Source organism: Nocardioides sp. NPDC101246 (assembly GCF_044767415.1).
GTDB lineage: Bacteria > Actinomycetota > Actinomycetes > Propionibacteriales > Nocardioidaceae > Nocardioides.
Genome location: NZ_JBIWNX010000004.1, coordinates 149465 through 170570, shown reverse-complemented (window position 1 = coordinate 170570; position 21106 = coordinate 149465). Strand labels below are relative to the sequence as shown.

20 protein-coding genes are annotated in these 21106 nt (G+C 68.6%); 2 read left to right on the top strand and 18 right to left on the bottom strand.

Annotated features, from left to right (window positions below):
• Positions 1-123: 123 nt before the first annotated feature.
• Positions 124-2151 carry a protein meaA gene (locus ACIRON_RS08630; protein WP_402991603.1) on the bottom strand — a complete coding sequence of 676 codons (2028 nt, stop codon included), beginning with the start codon at positions 2149-2151 and terminating at the stop codon, positions 124-126.
• Between the two features lie 91 nt (positions 2152-2242).
• Positions 2243-2551 carry an STAS domain-containing protein gene (locus tag ACIRON_RS08625; RefSeq protein ID WP_091047808.1) on the bottom strand — a complete coding sequence of 103 codons (309 nt, stop codon included), beginning with the start codon at positions 2549-2551 and terminating at the stop codon, positions 2243-2245.
• Positions 2552-2748: 197 nt separating this feature from the next.
• On the opposite strand from ACIRON_RS08625, the gene ACIRON_RS08620 reads away from it, so the two are divergent.
• The gene (locus ACIRON_RS08620; RefSeq protein ID WP_402991600.1) at positions 2749-3321 is read left to right on the top strand and encodes a cob(I)yrinic acid a,c-diamide adenosyltransferase; all 573 of its coding nucleotides are present in this window, start codon (positions 2749-2751) and stop codon (positions 3319-3321) included.
• 12 nt (positions 3322-3333) lie between these two features.
• On the opposite strand, the gene ACIRON_RS08615 is transcribed toward ACIRON_RS08620, so the two are convergent.
• Complete coding sequence (locus ACIRON_RS08615) at positions 3334-4314, bottom strand: helix-turn-helix domain-containing protein (RefSeq protein ID WP_378731300.1); 981 nt, start codon at positions 4312-4314, stop codon at positions 3334-3336.
• Between the two features lie 376 nt (positions 4315-4690).
• Here ACIRON_RS08615 and ACIRON_RS08610 point away from each other — a divergent pair, with 376 nt between their 5' ends.
• The gene (locus tag ACIRON_RS08610; protein WP_402991595.1) at positions 4691-7861 is read left to right on the top strand and encodes an SNF2-related protein; all 3171 of its coding nucleotides are present in this window, start codon (positions 4691-4693) and stop codon (positions 7859-7861) included.
• Positions 7862-8109: 248 nt separating this feature from the next.
• On the opposite strand, the gene ACIRON_RS08605 is transcribed toward ACIRON_RS08610, so the two are convergent.
• The 15 genes from ACIRON_RS08605 to prmC form a co-directional block, all read right to left on the bottom strand.
• Positions 8110-9270: an MFS transporter gene (locus tag ACIRON_RS08605; RefSeq protein WP_402991592.1), complete on the bottom strand. Its 1161-nt coding sequence runs from the start codon at positions 9268-9270 to the stop codon at positions 8110-8112.
• 207 nt (positions 9271-9477) lie between these two features.
• Positions 9478-10092 (bottom strand): DUF1707 and DUF4870 domain-containing protein, encoded by a 615-nt coding sequence (locus ACIRON_RS08600; protein WP_402991589.1) that lies wholly within the window; start codon positions 10090-10092, stop codon positions 9478-9480.
• A 117-nt stretch (positions 10093-10209) separates the two neighbouring features.
• A complete protein-coding gene (locus tag ACIRON_RS08595; protein WP_256328622.1) occupies positions 10210-10626 on the bottom strand; it encodes a DUF2550 domain-containing protein in 417 nt (138 codons plus the stop codon).
• Between the two features lie 51 nt (positions 10627-10677).
• A complete protein-coding gene (locus tag ACIRON_RS08590; protein ID WP_045547377.1) occupies positions 10678-11070 on the bottom strand; it encodes a F0F1 ATP synthase subunit epsilon in 393 nt (130 codons plus the stop codon).
• On the bottom strand, positions 11070-12506 hold the full coding sequence (gene atpD / locus ACIRON_RS08585) for a F0F1 ATP synthase subunit beta (RefSeq protein ID WP_402991584.1): 1437 nt from the start codon (positions 12504-12506) through the stop codon (positions 11070-11072). The genes ACIRON_RS08590 and atpD overlap by 1 nt, the downstream gene beginning before the upstream one ends.
• 26 nt (positions 12507-12532) lie before the next feature.
• On the bottom strand, positions 12533-13459 hold the full coding sequence (locus tag ACIRON_RS08580) for a F0F1 ATP synthase subunit gamma (RefSeq protein ID WP_402991581.1): 927 nt from the start codon (positions 13457-13459) through the stop codon (positions 12533-12535).
• 3 nt (positions 13460-13462) lie between these two features.
• Entirely contained in the window at positions 13463-15103 is a 1641-nt protein-coding gene (gene atpA, locus ACIRON_RS08575) for a F0F1 ATP synthase subunit alpha (RefSeq protein ID WP_402991578.1), read from the bottom strand.
• A 79-nt stretch (positions 15104-15182) separates the two neighbouring features.
• A complete protein-coding gene (locus ACIRON_RS08570; protein WP_091047789.1) occupies positions 15183-15995 on the bottom strand; it encodes a F0F1 ATP synthase subunit delta in 813 nt (270 codons plus the stop codon).
• The gene (locus ACIRON_RS08565; protein WP_091047787.1) at positions 15995-16531 is read right to left on the bottom strand and encodes a F0F1 ATP synthase subunit B; all 537 of its coding nucleotides are present in this window, start codon (positions 16529-16531) and stop codon (positions 15995-15997) included. The genes ACIRON_RS08570 and ACIRON_RS08565 overlap by 1 nt, the downstream gene beginning before the upstream one ends.
• Before the next feature lie 26 nt (positions 16532-16557).
• Positions 16558-16770, bottom strand: a complete 213-nt coding sequence (locus tag ACIRON_RS08560; protein WP_141795487.1) for an ATP synthase F0 subunit C — start codon at positions 16768-16770, stop codon at positions 16558-16560.
• A gap of 71 nt (positions 16771-16841) precedes the next feature.
• On the bottom strand, positions 16842-17648 hold the full coding sequence (gene atpB / locus ACIRON_RS08555; protein ID WP_402991573.1) for a F0F1 ATP synthase subunit A: 807 nt from the start codon (positions 17646-17648) through the stop codon (positions 16842-16844).
• A gap of 114 nt (positions 17649-17762) precedes the next feature.
• Positions 17763-18179: a hypothetical protein gene (locus ACIRON_RS08550; protein ID WP_402991570.1), complete on the bottom strand. Its 417-nt coding sequence runs from the start codon at positions 18177-18179 to the stop codon at positions 17763-17765.
• Positions 18180-18293: 114 nt separating this feature from the next.
• Positions 18294-19469 (bottom strand): glycosyltransferase family 4 protein, encoded by a 1176-nt coding sequence (locus ACIRON_RS08545; protein ID WP_091047778.1) that lies wholly within the window; start codon positions 19467-19469, stop codon positions 18294-18296.
• Positions 19469-20209 (bottom strand): L-threonylcarbamoyladenylate synthase, encoded by a 741-nt coding sequence (locus ACIRON_RS08540; protein ID WP_402991566.1) that lies wholly within the window; start codon positions 20207-20209, stop codon positions 19469-19471. The genes ACIRON_RS08545 and ACIRON_RS08540 overlap by 1 nt, the downstream gene beginning before the upstream one ends.
• A complete protein-coding gene (gene prmC, locus ACIRON_RS08535; RefSeq protein ID WP_402991564.1) occupies positions 20206-21063 on the bottom strand; it encodes a peptide chain release factor N(5)-glutamine methyltransferase in 858 nt (285 codons plus the stop codon). The genes ACIRON_RS08540 and prmC overlap by 4 nt, the downstream gene beginning before the upstream one ends.
• Between the last annotated feature and the right edge of the window lie 43 nt (positions 21064-21106).

The following is a 21106-nucleotide window of genomic DNA, read 5'->3' as shown; positions in this document are numbered from 1 at the left end:
CTCTGGTCTCCCGTGAGTGGCGGAAGGCGCCGTCCGCCTCCCTCTGCCCATGTCACGAACGGCCACGCACCCGGATCGACACGACTCCCGAAGTTTTTTCAGGGAGCCGTGTCGAGCCTCGGCTCAGGAGAGGTCGTTGGCCTTGCGGATGACCTCGACGATGTCGGCCATGATCTCGGTGAGGCTGAAGTCCTTGGGCGTGTAGACCGCCGCGACCCCCGACTCGATCAGCGTCTTGGCGTCGGACTCGGGCACGATGCCGCCCACGATGACGGGTACGTCACCCAGACCCGCATCACGCAGCCCCTCGACCACCGACGGCACGAGCGACATGTGCGAGCCGGAGAGGATGGAGAGCCCGACGACGTGTACGTCCTCGGCGACCGCCGCGGCGACGATCTGCTCCGGGGTGAGCCGGATGCCCTGGTAGATGACCTCGAAGCCGGCGTCACGGGCCCGGACGGCGACCTGCTCGGCGCCGTTGGAGTGACCGTCCAGACCCGGCTTGCCGACGAGCATGCGCAGCTTGACGCCGAGCTCCTCGCCGGTGGCCTTGACCCGGTCGCGTACGGCCGACAGCTCGGCACCGGCCTCCGCGGCACCGACGGCGCCGGAGACGCCGGTGGGCGCCCGGAACTCGCCGAAGACCTCACGCAGGGTGCCGGCCCACTCTCCCGTGGTCGCGCCCGCACGGGCGGCTTCCAGCGTCGCCGCCATCAGGTTGGCGTCGGTCTTCGCGGCGGCGGCCAGCGCGGCCAGCGCCTCGGCGACGGCCGTCTCGTCACGCTCGGCCTTCCACGCCTCCAGGGAGGCCTTGGCGGCCTCCTCGGCGCGCGGGTCGGCGACCATGATCGCGGCGTCCAGGTCCGCGGTCAGCGGCGAGGGCTCGGTCGTCGTGAACTTGTTGACGCCGACGATGATCTCCTCGCCGGACTCGATGGCGGCGCGACGGCGCGCGTGCGAGGAGACCAGCTCGGACTTCATGTAGCCGGTGTCGACCGCGGCGATCGCTCCGCCCATGGCCTGGACCCGGTCGATCTCCTCCTTGGCGCCCGCGACGAGCTCGGCCACTTTGGCCTCGACGACCGGCGAGCCGTCGAAGAGGTCGCCGTACTCCAGCAGGTCGGACTCGTAGGCCAGCACCTGCTGCAGGCGCAGCGACCACTGCTGGTCCCACGGACGCGGCAGGCCGAGAGCCTCGTTCCAGGCGGGCAGCTGCACCGCTCGTGCCCGAGCGTTCTTGGACAGCGTCACGGCGAGCATCTCCAGCACGATCCGCTGGACGTTGTTCTCCGGCTGCGCCTCGGTGAGGCCGAGGGAGTTGACCTGCACGCCGTAACGGAACCGGCGCATCTTCGGGTCCTCGACCCCGTAGCGCTCACGGGTGATCTCGTCCCACAGCTCGACGAAGGCGCGCATCTTGCACATCTCCTCGACGAACCGGACGCCCGCGTTGACGAAGAACGAGATCCGGCCGACGACCTTGCCGAAGTCCTCCTCGGAGACCTGACCGGAGGCCTTGACCTGGTCGAGTACCGAGATGGCGGTGCACATCGCGTACGCGATCTCCTGCACCGGCGTCGCCCCGGCCTCCTGCAGGTGGTAGCTGCAGATGTTGATCGGGTTCCACTTCGGGATCTGGTGGACCGTGTAGGCGATCATGTCGCTGATCAGCCGCAGGGAGTGCTCCGGCGGGAAGACGTACGTCCCCCGGGAGAGATACTCCTTGATGATGTCGTTCTGGGTCGTGCCGGCCAGCTTGGCGGCCACCTGGACCGGGTCCACGCCGGGGTTCTGCTCCTCGGCGGCGACCTGATACATCGCGAGCAGCCACATGGCGGTCGCGTTGATCGTCATCGAGGTGTTCATCTCGGTGAGCGGGATCTGGTCGAAGAGCTTGCGCATCTCCCCCATGTGCATGATCGGGACGCCCACCTTGCCGACCTCGCCGCGAGCAAGGACGCTGTCGGGGTCGTAGCCGGTCTGCGTGGGCAGGTCGAAGGCGACCGAGAGACCGGTCTGGCCCTTGGCCAGGTTGGTGCGGTAGAGCTCGTTGGACGCCTCGGCGGTCGAGTGGCCGGCGTACGTCCGCATCAGCCAGGAGCGATCCTTCGCCGGGCGGCTCTGCTCGGAAGGCGTGGTGTCCGTCATAAGAGGCATGCTAGCCCCTCGGTTACCGATCAGTAACCGGTCCCGGTGTGGAAGATGTCACTCACCGGGCCACTCCTTTACCCACCACCCGCTACGCGATGAGCGGCGAGTTCTCCACCTCGAGAACACGATAGAGCCGGGAGAGGTGGAGCATCCGGCGCACCGCCGGAGTGCAGCCCTGCAGGGTGAGGCGGCGGCCCTCGGCATGGGCCTGCCGGGTCGCGACGGCGAGCAGCTTCAGCGCCGTCACATCGGCACTGTTCACGCCGGAGACGTCGAGCACGACGTCACCCTCCACCGAGTCGAGATGGTCGTAGATCACGCTGCGTGCCATCCAGGTGCTGCGTACGTCGAAATCTCCGCTCAGCACCAGCGTCGGCCCGTCGATCAAGATCTCCATGCCCTGCCTCCATCCCCCGGGAAGTGGATTGCCCTACACAGAAGCCCTACGCATCACAAGACGCTCCCTCTCGCCCACTATGACGCGTGGCGAATCCGATTGGTTGCACCTCACCAGCCTCATTAGTCACTTCCGTCACTATTTTCTGTCATTTGACCATCTTCGCCGAACGTGGGCCGTCCGCATAGGCTCAGCGCATGGTCAACCTGACGCGCATCTACACCCGAACCGGCGACGCCGGTGAGACCCGGCTCGGCGACATGAGCCTGACCGCCAAGACCGATCTGCGGCTGGAGGCGTACGCGACGACCGACGAGGCCGGGGCGGCGATCGGTGTCGCACTGGCTCACGGCGGTATCGACGAGGACGTCGTGAAGGTGCTCACGACCGTCCAGAACGACCTCTTCGACGTCGGTGCCGACCTCTCCACCCCCGTCGTCGCCGACCCCGAGTATCCGCCGCTCCGCGTCGAGCAGGCCTACATCGACCGGCTCGAGGCCTGGTGCGACGACTACAACGAGCCGCTGGAGAAGCTCCGCTCGTTCATTCTCTCCGGCGGCACCGTGGCCGCGGCCCACCTGCACGTGGCCCGCACCGTCGTGCGCCGCGCGGAGCGGGCGGCCTGGGCTGCGTACGAGGTCCACGGCGAGTCGATGAACAAGCTCGCCCTGACCTACCTCAACCGCCTCAGCGACCTGCTCTTCATCCTCGCCCGGCACGCCAACCGCGAGCAGGGCGACGTCCTGTGGGTGCCGGGCGGCGAACGCTAGGGGCCCCAAGATTCACAGCCAGCCGCGGCGACCCGCCTCGTAGCCGAGCTGGAGGCGGGTGTCGACCTGCGCGCGGTCCATCATCTGGCGCACCCGCCGCTGGACCGTACGCAGCGACAGCCCGAGCTGGGCCCCGATGGAGGCGTCGGTCAGGCCCGCGAGCAGCAGCGAGAGCACCTTGGTGTCCAGGGGCTCGAGGCGGTCGGCGGCCGTCTCGACCGTGCCCTCGGGGGTCGCGACGAGCTTCGGAGCCGAGGTCCAGATCAGGTCGAAGAGAGCGAGGATCGCGTCGAGAAGACCACTGGGGTGGAGCAGCAGCGCGTCCTGGACCGTGTTGTGCTCACTGTTCATGAGCGGGATCAGTGCGATCTCCCGGTCGACGATGAAGGCACGCAGCGGCACCGTCGGCACCACCCGCAGCTCGATCCCGATCTCGAGGCCGGAGTCGATGCTCTCGTAGATGCCGGGGGTGTCGAAGACGGAACGCTCGAGCACGATGTCGTGCCTGACCCCGCGTTCGAGCGCGGCCCGCTCGGCCTCGTCGGCGTCCTCCCGGGTGACGACCGCGGCCTGCGGCTTCTGCAGCGCCTGGATGCACTTCTTCGCCGAGTACTGCAGCTGGGCGAACCGCTGGGCGATCGCCTCGGTGCCGTGCACGACGTCGACGACGTCGGCGACGTCCCGGCGAGCGACCGAGCCGCGATAGAGCCCGGCGAGCTCGGTCATCTCCACCTGCGCGCGGCGCAGCTCGTCCTGGCGCTGGACGAGCAGGGCCCCGAGCGCCACGGCCGGCGGGGAGGCGACGTAGCGGTCCTGGCCGGCCGAGGCCCGAGCGACCAAGCCCTTCCCCTCCAGCGCGGACAGCACCGCCGAGACCGCATAGGCGTCCAGGTCGGCCGCCTCGGCCAGCTCTTCGAGGTTGGCCGACGGCGCGGCGACCAGCTGGCGGTAGACCGTCTCTTCGAGATTGTCGAGACCGAGCGCATCAAGCATCCGAGATGCCTTCCGTGGCGGGGGAACGAACGACAGCCATCATGGCAGATATACGACACGTCACATTCCCGCCATGGCGGTTCGACTTGCATTCATCGGCAACTTGGCCGAAAGTATTCATCGCCACCTCGGTCCGGATCCCCCCGCTCGGATCGAGGTGGCTTTACTTTTCCGCGACAAAGTTGTCGCGATCGGTTCGGATCCGGTTGTCCGGGACGGATGTCGGGCTTGCGCCTATGCACGCCGATGAATGCATGGCAACCCCGTGCTGGTGCGCCTCTGGTCTAGACCACTGCCACCACAACGAACGAGACGCTGCTCACCACGAGCGTCCACGAAGTCGCAGAACCCGCCTCATGCTGGAAGAATGGATCGGGTGCCCTTGCTCGAAGCTCTCACGAACGACCTGCTACGCGAGACCTTCGACCCCCAGACCATCGAGCGTGCCGAGGCCTACGCCGCCCAGGGTCGGGTCGGTGAGCCTCGGGTCACCGAGATCGGCAGCAGTGCTCTGCGCGCGGCAGCCGAGGTCAGAGGCACCAGCCCGGCGCCCTACCGGGTGACCCTCAACCTGGATTCCAGGAACGGCGTCGTCAGTGCGACCAGCTCGTGCAGCTGCCCCGTGCACAACAACTGCAAGCACGGCGCCGCGCTCGGTCTGGTCCTCGCCGGCTCGCGCGCCGCGGCGACGCCGATGGGCCCGTCGTGGGAGACGGAGCTGCGTACGCTCCTGGGCCAGCTCGCCGAGGACAACAAGCCCGAGGACGACCTGCCCGCGCTGGCGCTCGAGATCGACGTGCACAGCCCGCGGTCGGCCGTGGCGGGCTCGCCCAGCGTCGAGCTGCGCCCGATGCGCATGGGCAACCGCGAGCGCTGGGCGAAGACCGGTGCCGACTGGGCCAACATTCCCAACGCGGTGCCCGGCAAGGACTTCCCCCGCAGCCAGCTGCTCCCCCTGCAGGAGCTGGCCCGCCAGCTGCGGTCCGACCGGCTGCTCTACGCCCGCGGCTCCTCGCTCAGCCTCGCCGACTTCGGCGAGCACGCGGTCGGCCTGCTCCGCGACGCGATCCGTGGCGGTGTGACCGTCCTGCCCGGGGAGAACGTACGCGGCGTGGTGGTCTTCGACGAGCCGCTCTCGCTCGCCGGCGAGCTGCGCCGCGAGGACGGCGAGGCGGTCCTCCGCTTCGGCCTCGCCCACGCCGACCGGGTCTACGCCGGCCCGACGGTGCTCCCGATCGGTCGCCCGACCCGCTCGGTGGGCGTGCTCGATGCCGGAGTCCTCCATCTCGCTGATCTGTCCGGACCGCTCTCGACCCACGCGCAGCGGCTGGTGACCGCCCGGGACCCGCTGACCGTCCCCGAGGCCGAGATCGGCACCCTGAGCGCCCTGCTGGGCCCGCTGGCCCGTCTGGTGCCGCTGCGCTCGGCCGACGGCTCCCTCGACATCCCTGAGCCTCCCGCACCCCGCCTGACCCTGACGGTCACCTGGCGCAGCTCGACGCACGCCACGCTCGGCTGGACCTGGGCCTACGGCGTACGTCACTACCCGGTGGACTCCCGCGAGGACCTCGGCCTGGTCCGCGACCCGGCCGAGGAGGCCGTGCTGCGCGCCAAGGTCTCCACGGAGCTGCTCCGCAAGCAGGAGGTACGTGACGGCGATGCCCTCGCGCTCGCGATCCACGACCTGCCGGCGCTGCGTGAGGTCGAGGGCGTCGAGGTCACCGAGGTCGAGCGGCCGGACTTCCGCGAGACCGACGAGGACCCTGAGATCTCCTTCGAGATCACCTCGCCCGACGGCGCTGCCGTGGCCGGGCAGGACTGGCTCGACCTGCAGGTCGTGATCCGGATCGGTGCCGAGGCCGTCCCGCTTCCCGACGTGCTCGGAGCACTGACCCGCGGCGACGATCACCTGATCCTCCCCAGCGGCACCTACATCACCACCGACCGCCCCGAGCTCGACCGGCTACGCAACGTCGTCGAGGCCGCCGGACAGCTCCACGAGCGCACCGGCGACGGGATCGCGGTCGGCAAGCACGACCTCGGCGTCTGGGCCGAGCTCGCCGAGCTCGGCGTGGTCGACCAGCAGGCCGCCGAATGGGTCCAGCGCGCCCAGGCGCTGCGCGACCTGCGCGAGATCCCTCGGCCGGAGCCGACCGGGCTGGCGACCGAGCTGCGCCACTACCAGCTCGACGGCTTCCACTGGCTGGCGTTCCTGCACGAGCAGGGTCTCGGCGGGATCCTCGCCGACGACATGGGTCTGGGCAAGACGCTCCAGGTGCTGGCCACGATCTCCCACGCCGTGCACACGCAGCCGGAGACGCGCGTCCCCTACCTCGTGGTGGCGCCCACCAGCGTCGTACCCGCCTGGGTCCAGGAGGCCCGCCGCCACACCCCCGGCCTCCGGGTCAGCACGGTGAGCAAGCGCGTCGACTCCGTCGCCGAGGCCCGCGAGGACGCCGACGTCGTCGTGACGACCTACGCCATCCTCCGGCTCGAGCAGGACGCCTTCGCCGGGCGCCCCTGGGCCGGTCTCGTCCTCGACGAGGCCCAGCAGGTCAAGAACCACCAGTCCAAGACGTACGCAGCCGCCCGCCGCATCGACGCCCGCTGGCGCCTCGCGGTGACGGGCACGCCGTTCGAGAACCGGCTGATGGAGCTGTGGGCACTGCTCTCGATCACGGCGCCGGGGCTCTACCCCAGCCCGCGGCTGTTCCGCGACACGGTGGTCTCTCCCGTGGAGAAGTCGGGCGACGACGGCGCGCTGCGCCGGTTCCGGACCCGCCTGCGGCCGTTCCTGCTGCGGCGTACGAAGGAGCTCGTCGCCGACGACCTGCCGCCCAAGCAGGAGCAGGTGCTCGGCGTCGACCTCAACCCGGTCCACCGCAAGATCTACGACGCCCACCTGGCCAAGGAGCGGCAGCGGATCCTGCATCTGCTCGACGACTTCAACGACAACCGGGTCGCGATCCTGAGCGCGCTGACCAGGCTGCGGCAGCTCTCCCTCGACCCCGGACTCGTCGACCCCGAGGACGACGACGTCGGCTCCGCCAAGCTCGACACCCTCGTCGACCACATCGAGGAGCTCGCCGCCGAGGGCCACAAGGCGCTGGTCTTCAGCCAGTTCACCTCGTTCCTCGGCCGGGCGCGCACCCGGCTCGCCGAGGCCGGCATCGACGCCGCCTACCTCGACGGCGGCACGCGCGACCGTGGCGCGGTCATCGAGAGCTTCCGCGACGGCGACGCCCCGGTCTTCCTGATCTCCCTGAAGGCCGGCGGCGTCGGCCTGACACTCACCGAGGCCGACTACGTCTTCGTGCTCGACCCCTGGTGGAACCCGGCAGCCGAGGCCCAGGCCGTCGACCGAGCCCACCGCATCGGCCAGACCCAGCACGTCATGGTCTACCGGCTGGTGTCGACCGACACGATCGAGGAGAAGGTCATGGAGCTCAAGGAGCGCAAGGCCGAGCTCTTCGCGAAGGTCGTCGACGGCGAAGGCGCCATGGGCTCCACCATCGGCGCCGACGACATCCGCGCCCTCTTCGTGTAGCCGAGTCGGCGCATCTGCTCGCCTTGGAGCGAAGCGAAGCGAGCGAGGCGAGCGGATGCGCCGACTCGGCTCGTCCTGACGCCCCACCGAGTCGGCTCGTCCTAACGCCCACCCACACCGAGTCGGCTCGTCCTAACGCCCATCCCCGCCGAGTCGGCTCGTCCTAACGCCCATCCCCGCCGAGTCGGCTCGTTCTAACGCGCCGACTCGGCATGTATTCATGTCAGGATGCGCCGACTCGGCGCTTGTCAGGTCGCGCGACGCCGCGCCACCGTCGCAGCCAACGCCGCCGCAGGCAGCATGAGGACGGCGACGACCAGGAGGGCGCTCAGGGTGCCGATCTGGTCCCCCACAGCGCCCAGGATCGGCGGGAAGCCGAGGAAGGCTCCGTAGGCCAGCGTGGAGACGACCGAGACGCGCGCAGCGGCCCGGGTCTCGTCGTCGGCGGCGATGCTGATCCCCAGAGGGAAGCCGAGGGCCGCACCGAAGCCCCACAAGACGATCCCGGCCAGCGCGAGCCCGAACGTGCCGGCGAACACCGTCAGCACGATCCCGACCCCCGCCAGCGCCGCCGAGGCGATCAGAACCGGCTGCCGACCGATCCTGTCGATCACCTTCGCGCCCGCGAAGCGCGCAAGGCTCATGCAGAAGACGAACACCGCATAGCAGGCGACCCCGACCCGGTGGCTCACGTCGTACCCGTCGATCATCGCCAGCGACACCCAGTCGTTGGCGCTCCCCTCGGCGGCGGCGAAGGCGAGCACCATCAGCCCCAGCAGCAGCGTCTGGGGCGAGCGCCAGGCGGCGATCAGCTCACGCCGCGGCGAGTGCCCCTCCGGGGGCGCCTCCGCCGGGAGGAATCCCAGGGTCCCCCACCAGCAGACCGCCAGCGCGACGGCCGCGACCCCGGCGATGTGCCACACCGTCGGCAGCGTGCCCACCAGGGCGATGCCCAGCAGTCCACCGAGCACGGTGCCGACGCTCCACATCGCGTGCAGCTGCGGCATCAGCGTCTTGCCACCGCGCCGCTCGACCGCGGCCCCCTCGACGTTCATGGCGACGTCCCAGACCCCGTAGCCGACGCCGTACGCCACCAGGAACAGCGCCACCAGCCACGTCTGCTCCAGCCAGCTCCCGGAGATCGCCACCAGGGTCAGGGCGGCGACACAGAGCACCGCGCAGCGGCGTACGACACGGGCGGCGCCCCAGCGCATCACCAGCCCCCCGGCGAGCGGCAGCGCGGCGACGGAACCGATGCCCATCGCCAGCAGCATCAGGCCGACGGCCGAGTTGTTCAGGCCGAGGCTCTCGCGGAGCGCGGGGATGCGGGAGATGAAGGTCGCGGCCAGCAGACCGTTGGTGGCGAACGCCACCACCGATCCGGCCTGGGCACGGCGGAGAGGCGTCACGGGTAAAGGCTAGCGGCGCGTCCTGGCAGTTCCTGAATGCTTGGCGTCGTCAGGGTGCGTGCATGGCAAGGCGGCGTCGCGAAGTCATACCGGGCCGTATTTCGAGCGGCGCCAACGCCGCCAGGTGCGTGCCATGGCGGCGCGAAGCGCCCAGGAACTTCCAGGACGCGCCGCTGAGCGCGTCGGGCCGCGTCCGGCCGCGGGGGATCAGTCCCGCTTCTTCTCGTACGGGCCGCCGCGCCCGAAGATCGGCAGCACCCACGGCTGGCGCAGCGGGGCGCCGGCGAGCGCGACGACCGCGAAGGCGGTCGCGAGGACCCAGGCGATCCCGTAGAGCGCGCCACCGAGCCCGAAGGTCACGATCGTGACCGCCAGCAGGGTGAGCTGCAGGTTGAGGGCGCCGGCGGCGTGGTGCTTCACGAACTCGGAGCGCTTGCCGACGGTGTAGTAGAGGATCGCAGGACCGACGACAATCGGCACCCAGGTCGTGGCCTGGGCGAGGGCAGCCAGGAGCCGCTCCTCGGTGGTCGGCGGCGGCAGCAGGTCGCGGGCGGGCTTCGCCGGCGCCGGAGCCGGGGTCGGCCGTGCGATCAGGTCGCGGGTGATCGGCTCCAGGGTGGCGTACGTCTTCGCCTTCATCGTCAGGTCGAACCGGACGTCGAACTCGGCCTGGTCGAGCCGGCCGTCGGCGTAGGCAGACTTGAGAACGTCGACCACACGGTCGCGATCGGCATCGGTGCAGCGCAGCTCGTCGCCGACGACCGGAGCCGACGGGACTGGCTGGGTGGGCGGGGTGGGCGGGATCGGGGCAGTTGAGGACATACCTCTACGATCCGCCGCAGACGCCCTCCGGACAATCAGGGAAGCCCCCGAAAGCAAACCGACCGACCCCGGTGTTGTGCCGGAGACGGTCGGAGGGAGTCGTTCAGAGGGAGTCGCTCAGAAGACGATCCAGGTGGACCGCATCGGGCGGGACTCGAGCCACGCCTGGAAGCCGATGAGTGTCTGCTGGTCCATCGCGAGGTCGATGTGCTGGCCCTTGACGTCACAGGTCACGATCAGGCTCTCCGGGTAGAGGACCAGCTCCTCGATCCCCTCAGGAGACCGGCTGGAGATGTAGGTGATCTCGGTGCGCCGCCAGACCCGTTTGGGCTTGGGTGAGAGCGAGAAGATCCGGAACCACTCCAGCTGAGCGTCACCGGAGTAGCGGCCGAGGCCGATGACCCAACCGCGCCCGGGACTGGTGTCCCGGACGCGGTGGCTCAGTTCGAAGACGCCGCCGTTGCGAGCGAGCAGACGGCGGCGTACGGCGATCCCGATGCCATAGGCGAGGACAAGCAGAAGCAATGCAGCCACAACGGCCAACAGCAGCTCCCACCATGCCATCCGGGTATCGCCCCTCTTTCCCTAAGAGGCCTTCTCGACAGCGCGGATGCGTGCCTCGGCACGACGGATGCGCTTCTCGGCGTCGTTGTTGGTGCCGAGCAGACGACGGGCCTCCTCGAGCTCGACCTCAGCCTGGCTGAGGTCGATCTCGTGGGCCAGCAGCACGTGCTCGGACAGGATCGAGACGCGGTCGTTGGCCACCGAGAGGAAGCCACCGTCGACGGTCGCGATGACCTCGGTCCCCTCCTCCGGAGTGATCTCCACGACCGCCTCGGTGAGTGCCGACAGCACCGGCGCGTGACCGCGCAGGACGCCGACATCACCGTCGACCGTTCGGGCGATGACCATGGTGGCCCCGCCGCTCCAGACCACACGGTCTGCAGCGACGAGCTCCACCTGAAGTGCGTCCGTCATCAGAGGCTCTTCTGGATCTCGGCCCACTTCGCCTCGACGTCGTCGAGGCCACCGCACATGAAGAACGCCTGCTCGGCGACGTGGTCGTACTCACCGTCGGCGATCTTGTTGAACGCCTCGATGGTGTCCTTGACCGGAACCGTCGAGCCCTCGATGCCGGTGAACTGCTTGGCGACGTAGGTGTTCTGCGACAGGAACCGCTGGATCCGGCGAGCGCGGGAGACGATGATCTTGTCTTCCTCGGAGAGCTCGTCGACACCCAGGATCGCGATGATGTCCTGCAGCTCCTTGTTGCGCTGGAGGATCTGCTTGACGCGGACGGCGCAGTCGTAGTGGTCCTGACCGATGTACTGCGGGTCCAGGATTCGCGACGTCGAGGTCAGCGGGTCCACCGCCGGGTAGATACCCAGCGAAGCGATCTCACGGGAGAGCTCGGTGGTCGCGTCGAGGTGGGCGAAGGTGGTCGCCGGAGCCGGGTCGGTGTAGTCGTCGGCCGGCACGTAGATCGCCTGCATCGAGGTGATCGAGTGACCACGCGTCGAGGTGATCCGCTCCTGGAGCAGACCCATCTCGTCGGCGAGGTTGGGCTGGTAGCCCACGGCCGAAGGCATCCGGCCCAGCAGGGTCGAGACCTCGGAGCCCGCCTGGGTGAAGCGGAAGATGTTGTCGATGAACAGCAGCACGTCCTGGCCCTGGACGTCGCGGAAGTACTCCGCCATCGTCAGCGCCGAGAGGGCCACGCGAAGACGCGTGCCCGGCGGCTCGTCCATCTGGCCGAAGGTCAGGGCGACCTTGTCGTAGACGCCGGCCTCCTGCATCTCGTGGATGAGGTCGTTGCCCTCACGGGTGCGCTCGCCGACACCGGCGAACACGGAGACACCACCGTGGTTCTTGGCGACTCGGGCGATCATCTCCTGGATGAGGACGGTCTTGCCGACGCCCGCACCACCGAAGAGGCCGATCTTTCCACCGGTCACGTAGGGGGTGAGGAGGTCGATGACCTTGATGCCCGTCTCGAACATCTGGGTCTTGGACTCGAGCTGGTCGAAGGCCGGAGCCTTGCGGTGGATGCCCCAGCGCTCCTTGACCTCGACCGTTGCCGGGTCGACGTCGAGGATGTCACCGGTCGCGTTGAACACGTGACCCAGGGTGACGTCACCCACGGGCACGGTGATCGGGTTGCCGGTGTCGGCCACGGTGGCACCGCGGACGACGCCGTCGGTCGGCTTCAGCGAGATCGCGCGGACCATGCCGTCACCGATGTGCTGGGCAACCTCGAGCGGCAGGGTGGAGGTCTCACCGTTGACGGTGACCTCGACCTCGAGCTTGTTGTAGATGTCCGGCATGGCGTCGACGGGGAACTCCACGTCGACGACCGGGCCGATCACGCGGGCGATGCGGCCCGTCGTGGTCTTCTCGTCAACCTGTGCGGTCATTTTCTAGTCAGTCTTTCTGTGGGTTCTCAGTCGTTCGCAGCCTGGGCATCGGCGAGCGCGTTCACGCCACCGACGATCTCGCTGATCTCCTGGGTGATGCCGGCCTGGCGAGCCTGGTTGGCAACCCGGGTGAACTTCTTGATGAGCTCGTCGGCGTTGTCGGTAGCCGACTTCATCGCCTTCTGACGCTGGGCCAGCTCGGAGGCGGCCGCCTGCAGCAGCGCGAACCAGATCCGGCTCACAACGTACTGCGGGAGCAGCGAGTCGAGCACGGCCTCGGCCGACGGCTCGAACTCGTAGAGCGGCAGGACATCGCCCTCGGCCGGAGCCTCGGTGCCCTCCACGACCTCCAGAGGAAGAAGACGTACGGCGGTGGGCTTCTGCGTCATCATGGTGATGAACCGCGTGTAGACCACGTGGACCTCGTCGACGCCGGGAGCGGCGGCCTTCTCGGCCTCGGTGCCCTCGACGAAGACCTCGATCAGCTTCTCGCCGATCTCCTTGGCCGCCTCGTATTCCGGTCGGTCCGAGAAGCCGGTCCAGGCCTGCGCCACGGAACGACCGCGGAACTTGTAGAAGGCCTCCGCCTTGCGTCCGGTGACGTAGAGGTCGACCTCCTTGCCCTCGGCCTTGAGCTTCTCGACCAGGCCCTCGGCCTCCTTGAGCACGCTCGAGGAGTAGGAGCCGGCCAGACCACGGTCGCTGGTGACCACCAGCACGGCGGCGCGGGTGGGCGCCTCCGGCTCGGTGGTCAGCGGGTGGTCCACGTTGGAGTAGGTCGCCACCGCAGAGACGGCGCGGGTGAGCTCACGGGCGTACGGCGCGGCCGCATTGGCCCGCTGCTGCGCCTTGATGATCCGGGACGCAGCGATGAGCTCCATGGCGCGCGTGATCTTCTTCATCGACTCCGTCGACTTGATCCGCGCGCGGAGTTCACGCACTGACACGGCCATGGGTCAGCCCCGCTTCTGCTTGACGATCTGCTCCTGCTCGACGTCCTCGTCAGAGAGGGCCTCTTCCTTGGCGGAACCCGGCTTGACCGAGGCACCGTCCGAGGTCTCGAACTGGTCGAGGAAGGCGTTGTAGGCGTCGTTGAGCGCGGTCTCGGTGGAGTCCTCGAACTTCAGGGACTCACGGATCGCGGCCAGGACGCCCTCGTGGGAGCGGCGCAGGAAGTCCAGGAACTCCTGCTCGAACTTGAGCACGTCCGCGGTCGGGACGATGTCCAGGCGGCCGGTGGTGCCCAGCCACAGCGAGACGGTCATCTCGTCGATCGGGTACGGCGAGTAGGCCGGCTGCTTGAGCAGCGCCATCAGCCGCTGACCGCGGGCCAGCTGCTGCTTCGAGGCCGCGTCCAGGTCGGAGGCGAACATCGCGAAGGCCTCCATCGCGCGGTACTGCGCGAGGTCGACCTTGAGCGAGCCGGTGACGCCCTTGAGCGCCTTGGTCATCGCCGCGCCACCGACGCGGGAGACCGAGACACCGACGTCGATCGCCGGACGCTGGTTGGCCGCGAACAGGTCGGACTGCAGGAAGATCTGACCGTCGGTGATGGAGATGACGTTGGTCGGGATGAACGCCGAGACGTCGTTGGCCTTCGTCTCGATGATCGGCAGACCGGTCATCGAGCCCGCGCCCATCTCGTCGGAGAGCTTCGCGCAGCGCTCCAGCAGCCGGGAGTGCAGGTAGAAGACGTCACCCGGGTAGGCCTCGCGGCCCGGCGGGCGGCGCAGCAGCAGCGACACGGCGCGGTAGGCCTCGGCCTGCTTGGTCAGGTCGTCGAAGACGATCAGGACGTGCTTGCCCTCGTACATCCAGTGCTGGCCGATGGCCGAGCCGGTGTAGGGGGCGAGGTACTTGAAGCCGGCGGAGTCGGACGCGGGAGCGGCCACGATGGTCGTGTACTCCAGCGCGCCGGCCTCCTCGAGGGCGCCACGCACGGAGGCAATGGTCGAGCCCTTCTGGCCGATGGCGACGTAGATGCAGCGAACCTGCTTGTCGGGGTCGCCCGAGTCCCAGTTCTGCTTCTGGTTGATGATCGTGTCGATGGCGACCGTGGTCTTACCGGTCGCACGGTCACCGATGATCAGCTGGCGCTGACCGCGGCCGATCGGGGTCATCGCGTCGATCGCCTTGATGCCGGTGGCGAGCGGCTCGTGAACCGACTTGCGCTGCATCACGCCCGGAGCCTGGAGCTCCAGGGCGCGGCGGCCGACCGTCTCGATGTCGCCGAGGCCGTCGATCGCGTTGCCGAGCGGGTCCACGACGCGGCCGAGGTAGCCGTCACCGACGGGGACCGAGAGAACCTCGCCCGTACGTCGGACCGACTGGCCCTCCTCGATCTTGTCGAAGTCGCCCAGGACGACGACACCGATCTCGCGGGTCTCGAGGTTCAGGGCGAGACCGAGGGTCCCGTCCTCGAACTCGAGGAGCTCGTTCGCCATGGCCGAGGGCAGGCCCGAGACCTGGGCGATGCCGTCAGCGGTCCGCGCGACAGTGCCGACCTCCTCGGTCTTCGCCGCCTCGGGCTTGTAGTCCGCGACGTACTTTGCCAGCGCGTCCCTGATCTCGTCGGGACGGATGGTGAGCTCCGTCATCTCTGCCTTCTCTCTCGTTCTTACGTCGAAGTCTGTGTCACACAGGGGTCATACGGCCAGTTGGGGCCGCGATGCCGGATCAGCCGGCGAGTGCTCGCTGCGCCCCGTCGAGGCGGCTGGAGATGGTGCCGTCGATGACGTCGTCACCGATCGAGACCTTGATGCCGCCGACGATGGCCGGGTCGACCACGATGTTCAGGTGGACCTTGCGGCCGTACTTCTGCGCGAGGGCCGCGGCCAGGCGGGTGGTGTCACCCTCCGAGAGCGGGGCGGCCACGCGGACGACCGCGGTGCCTTCGCCCGCGACCGCGGCAGCGACCTTCTGGTATTCACCCAGCGCGACCGTGGCCGTGCGGTAGGTGCCGGCCAGCGCCTGCTTGGTCAGGGTGACCGTCGCCGCCAGCGCCTTGCCACCGAGAAGGTCGTCGACCAGCGTGACCTTGTCAGCGGTCGTGCGAGCCGGGTCGGAGAGCGCGTCGCGCAGCTCCGGCGTCTCCTGCACGGCCTGCTGGACCGCGAACAGCTCGTCGGCGAGGCGCTTGGCCTCGTCGCCGGCGCTGCGAACCGCGGCGATCTCGCTCAGTCGCTCGACCGCGTCGCTCAGGTCACCGGCGTGCGTCCAGCGGTGCTTGACCGCCGACTCGACCACACCGAGGCCCGTCGCGTCGACCTTCCCGCCGAACAGCTCGCCGACGAGGCCGGTCTTGGCCTCTGCCGGTACCGAGGCGTCGGTGACGAAGCGGCGCAGAGCTGCTTCGGCGCGGAAGGTCTGGGAGACCTCGAAGAGGGTGTCGGCCGCCTTCGCCGCCGCCTCAGGAGAGGCGGAGACAGCGGTCTTCAGCTCCTCGGTCAGGGCGGCAACGGCGTCGGCCGACGCTCCACGGAAGTCCATCAGTGAACCCCTGCCTCGAGGTCAGCGAGGAACCGCTCGACCACACGGCTGGAACGCTCGTCGTCGTCGAGGGACTCGCCGACGATGCGACCGGCGAGACCGGTGGCCAGCGAGCCGACCTCGGTCTTCAGCGAAGCAGCAGCCGCCTGGCGCTCGGCCTCGACCTGCGCCTTGCCTGCGGTGACGATGCGCTCGGCCTCGGCCTGCGCCTCGGCGCGGAACTCGGCCTTGATCGCGGCGCCCTCTTCACGGGCCTGCTCGCGGATGCGGGCAGCCTCGTGACGAGCGTCGGCCAGCTGGGCCTCCAGCTGGGCGAGCTTGGCGTCAGCCTCGGCCTGCTTGGCGTTGGCGTTCTCGATGCCACCTTCGATCGCCGCGGTTCGATCGGCATACGCCTTCTCGAAGTTCGGAACGATGAACTTCGCGACTCCCACGAAGAGGATGGCGATGACGATGACACCGAGGATGATCTCCGGGACGTGCGGGACCAACGGGTTGATCTCGGTCTCCGCAGCGGTTACCTGGGTAAGGATCATGTCGGAACCTTCAGTAGTTCCCTACGTCAGCGAAGGACGAAGGCGAGAGCCAAGGAGATGATGAAGAACTGCTCACACAGCGCGAAGCCGAGAATCGCGATCGCCTGCAGGCGGCTCTGGGCCTCCGGCTGGCGGGCGACACCCGCGACGTACGCGGCGAAGATCAGACCGACACCGACACCCGGGCCGATGGCGGAGAGGCCGAGGCCGATGATTCCGAGCTGTCCCGACAGTTCCATGGGATTTCCTTCCGGTTGTGACGCGCTCTGCGTCAGTTGTTATGCGTCGACTTTGGTTGGTGAGTTAAACGTCAGTGCTCGTCCGCGACTGCACCGGCGATGTACATCGCCGAGAGCAGCGTGAAGACGTAGGCCTGCAGGAACATGATCAGCATGTCCAGGAAGGACACGAAGATGCCCAGCAGGAAGGCGAAGACGCCGGCGGCGACGCCCTGCCACGTCGGGGCGTAGTGCAGGATCAGCCAGGCGCCACCGATGGAGAACAGCGCCACCAGCAGGTGGCCGGCGAACATGGTCGCGAAGAGACGGATCGCCAGCGTGAACGGCCGGACGACGATGTTGGAGAGGAACTCCAGCGGGACCATCATCAGAAGGATCGGCCCGGAGACGCCGCTGGGCACCGTCTGGAGCTTGAGGTAGCCGATGAACCCGTGCTTCGCGATGCCGACGATGTTGTAGACCAGCCAGGTGATCGCGGCCAGCGCCACGGTGAAGCCGATGTGCGACATCGTGGGGAACTGGACGAACGGGATGATCCCGTAGAAGTTGTTGATGATGATGAAGATGAAGACCGTGAAGAGGTACGGCACGAACCTCATGTAGTCCTTCGACCCGATGATGTCGCGGGCGATGGAGTTGCGGACCATCCCGTAGACGTACTCACCGGCGAACTGCAGGCGGCTCGGAACCACGGCGGCCTTGCGGGAGGCGGCGTAGAAGAAGCCGAATGCGATCACGACGGACAGCAGGACCAGGAGGGTCACCTTGGTCACGGCCCAGTCGCCGGACCCGACGATCGGCGGAAGGAAGAAGTCCGCGGGCCCCGGGATATGAGGCCCCGACTCCGACGCCATAACGGTGGCGGCAAGCGACTTCACGCTGTCTCCTGTTTGTTCGAACTTACGATTCTGGGTGGCGAGCCTTCAAAGGCTCGGGCATCATCCCGGCGGCCGCCCCCGACGGCCCGGACGATATCAGGCGCTACTGGCGGGTCACGAGTCTGCCCCGGGCAGGTCGAAGAGCGGGATCCGCTCGCGTCGCACCAGGAACGCAAACGTGGTCGTCCATGCGACGGTGAGCGCCATGACCGAGAAGGCTGCCGAACGTACGACAGCGTCTCCCCCGGTCTGCGAAACGACCAGCAGGACAACGAAGAGAACCATGCCTGACACAGTGAAGACACCGACAGCGGCGGGCAACGACAGGGCGGGCGACTTCGCCGCGACCCAGAACATCGCCCAGGACCCGACCGCCAGCACGACAACGGTGGCGATCGAACCTATCGCGGCACCGGTCAGACCATCAGTCCCGGCAAGAACAAAGGCCACCGCGAGGGCCGCGAGCACAGCAACTGCGGACACTGCGGCAGAACCTCGCAGCACCTTGGATTTGCTGGTTGCGGTCGTCATCGTCGGCGGCCGTTCTCTCTGGGGGCATTTCAAGCGTTCAGGAGCGTATCCCGAACGCTCGTGAAAACTATCACAAGCGTGTTTGGCTGCCCTAATTGATCGATCAAGGCACCGCTAGCGGGGCTGATTCTCCAGCGGGGTGAGGTCCTCGGGGACCTCGAGGAGCTTGTCGGTGCGCTCGCCGCGGATCTTGGGGAGGACGAAGGTGAGCAGCACGATGAGGGCGGTGGCGACGATGACGCCGACGATGACGACGGGGCCGCGGTAGAGGGTCACGAAGACGGAGCCGAAGGACATCAGGCCGGCCCAGAGCCACATGATCAGGACGGCGCGGCGCTGGGAGTGGCCGATCTCCAGGAGGCGGTGGTGCAGGTGCTTCTTGTCCGCGGCGAACGGGGACCGGCCGGCGCGGGTGCGGCGTACGACGGCCAGCACGAGGTCGACGAGAGGCACCACCAGGATCGTCAGCGGTAGCAGCAACGGCAGGAAGGTCACCAGGAGCGCGGTGGAGGCGTCGAAGGCGTTCACGTTCAGGCCGCCGGCGTTGTAGGAGCCCGAGAGGGTGACCGCGCTGGCGGCGAGGATCAGGCCGATCAGCATCGAGCCGCTGTCGCCCATGAACAGCCTGGCGGGATGCCAGTTGTGGATCAGGAAGCCGACGCAGGCTCCGGCGAGCGCGACGGTCAGAAGGGCCGCTGTCGAGGCGCGGCCGATGTCGTTGATCCGGGTGAACTGGTAGCAGAACAGGAACAGCGCCAGCGCGCCGATGCCGACCACACCAGCGGCCAGCCCGTCGAGGCCGTCGATGAAGTTGACCGCGTTGACCACGGTGATCACGACGAGCCCGGTGAGCAGCGCACCCTGGGCCGGGTCGATGGAGAACTGGGTGCCGTCGGGGAACGTGATCAGGCTGTACTGCAGGTTGAAGCCCACCAGGATCGCGGTCGCCAGCACCTGACCGCCCAGCTTGGTGAGCGCATCGAGCTCGAAGATGTCGTCGACGACACCGACGATGCAGATCAGCGCGCCGGCGAGGATCACGACGCCGGTGTCCTGCAGCACGAAGTCCGGTGCGTCGGCCAGGAACGGCAGCTCGCGGGCGACCAGGTAGGCAGCGACCAGGCCGCCCAGCATCGCCACGCCGCCCATGTAGGGGACCGGAACCGCGTGTACGTCACGGTCGCGGACCTTCGCGACGGCCCCCGTGCGCGTCGCGAACTCGCGGGCGACGACGGTGAGCAGGTAGGTCACCACGGCGGCGACCAGGAAGAGGAGGACGTAGGCGCGCATCAGGCTTCTGTGTCGGCGTCCGTGGCGGGCAGGTCGGTCTCGGTCACGTCGGTCTCGTCGGCGGGGTCCGGATCACCGGGCCGGCGGATGGCGACGTCGTGCTCGGCGAGGATCTCGTTGATCCGGTCGATGCTGATCGCACCCTCCCGCAGGACCTTCGGTTCGTCACCTGTGGCGGAGACGATCGTGGACGCCTCCCCGACGGGCGACTCGCCGCCGTCGATGATGGCCTTGACCATCTTGCCGAGCATCTCGTCGGCCTGGTCGGCGTTGGTGGCAGCAGGCTTCGTGGTGCGGTTGGCCGAGCTGGTCGCGAGCGGACCGACCCGGTCGATGATGCGGCGCAGGATGTCGGAGTCGGGGATGCGTACGGCCACGGTCTGGCGGGCCTCGCCCAGGTCCCACTGCAGCGACGGCTGCTGGTGGAAGACGACCGTCAGGGCTCCGGGCCACAGCTCCTCGACGAGGCTGCGCGCCCAGTCGGGGATCCGCGTCGCGAGGGCGTCCAGGGTGGCGACGTTGGAGATCAGCACTGGTGGCGGCATCGAGCGGCCTCGGCCCTTGGCGGCGAGCAGACCGGCCACGGCGCCCTTGTCGAACGCGTCGGCGGCGATGCCGTAGACCGTGTCGGTCGGTACGACCACGAGCTCGCCGGCCTGAAGGGCGGCCACTGCAGCATCGACCGCCTCGGTCTGCTCGTCCTCGGTCGCGATCGGGTAGCGCTCAGTCACAGTGCTCATGTTGCCAGTTGTGCGGTCGTGAAGCGCGGACGGCCTGCCAGATCGACATGATCGCGTACGTCCTGCCATCGTCCGGTGGCCGCGAAGACCGCCGGGGCGCCGCCGTTGTCGGCGTTCGGACCCTGCTCGTCGGCATGCTCGAAGCCGACCACTCCCCCGGGTCTGAGCAGCTCGGCGGCCCGCCGCTCCAGGACGCGGATCGCGTCCAGCCCGTCCTGCCCCGAGAAGAGCGCGAGGTCGGGGTCGTGGTCGCGTGCCTCGGCCGCGACGGACTCCCAGGCTTCGAGCGGGATGTACGGCGGATTGCAGACCAGCACGTCGACCCTGCCGTCGAGGTCGGTGAACTCGTCGGCCATGTCGCCCTGCCGCAGGTCCACGCCGGTGCCGGTCAGGTTGCGTACGGCCCAGGGATAGGCGTCCTCGGAGAGCTCGACCGCGTGCACCTCGGCGCCCGGGATCTCGTCGGCGATGCTCTTCGCGATCGCGCCCGACCCGGTGCAGAGGTCGACGACGACGGGCCGGTCGACGGCCGTGGCCCGGTCGATCGCCCAGCCGGCGAGCAGCTCGGTCTCGGGCCGCGGGACGAAGACGCCGGGACCGACGGCGAGCTCGACGTGCCGGAAGTACGCCACCCCGGTCAGGTGCTGCAACGGCTCGCGTTCCGCGCGGCGGGCGAGCAGGTCCGCGTAGGCCTTCTGGTGATGCTTCGCCACGTCGTCGACGAGGAAGAGGCGGTTGCGGTCGGTGTCGAGGACATGGGCCAACAAGATGGCCGCATCGGCGTCCGGGCTCTCGACGCCGGCCTCTTCGAGCTGCTTTCGGGCACTTGCCAGAAGTGCGCGCGGGGCGGTCATGGGCAACTGCTCCTGAATGTGTTAGTCATGCTTTACCCCGCTG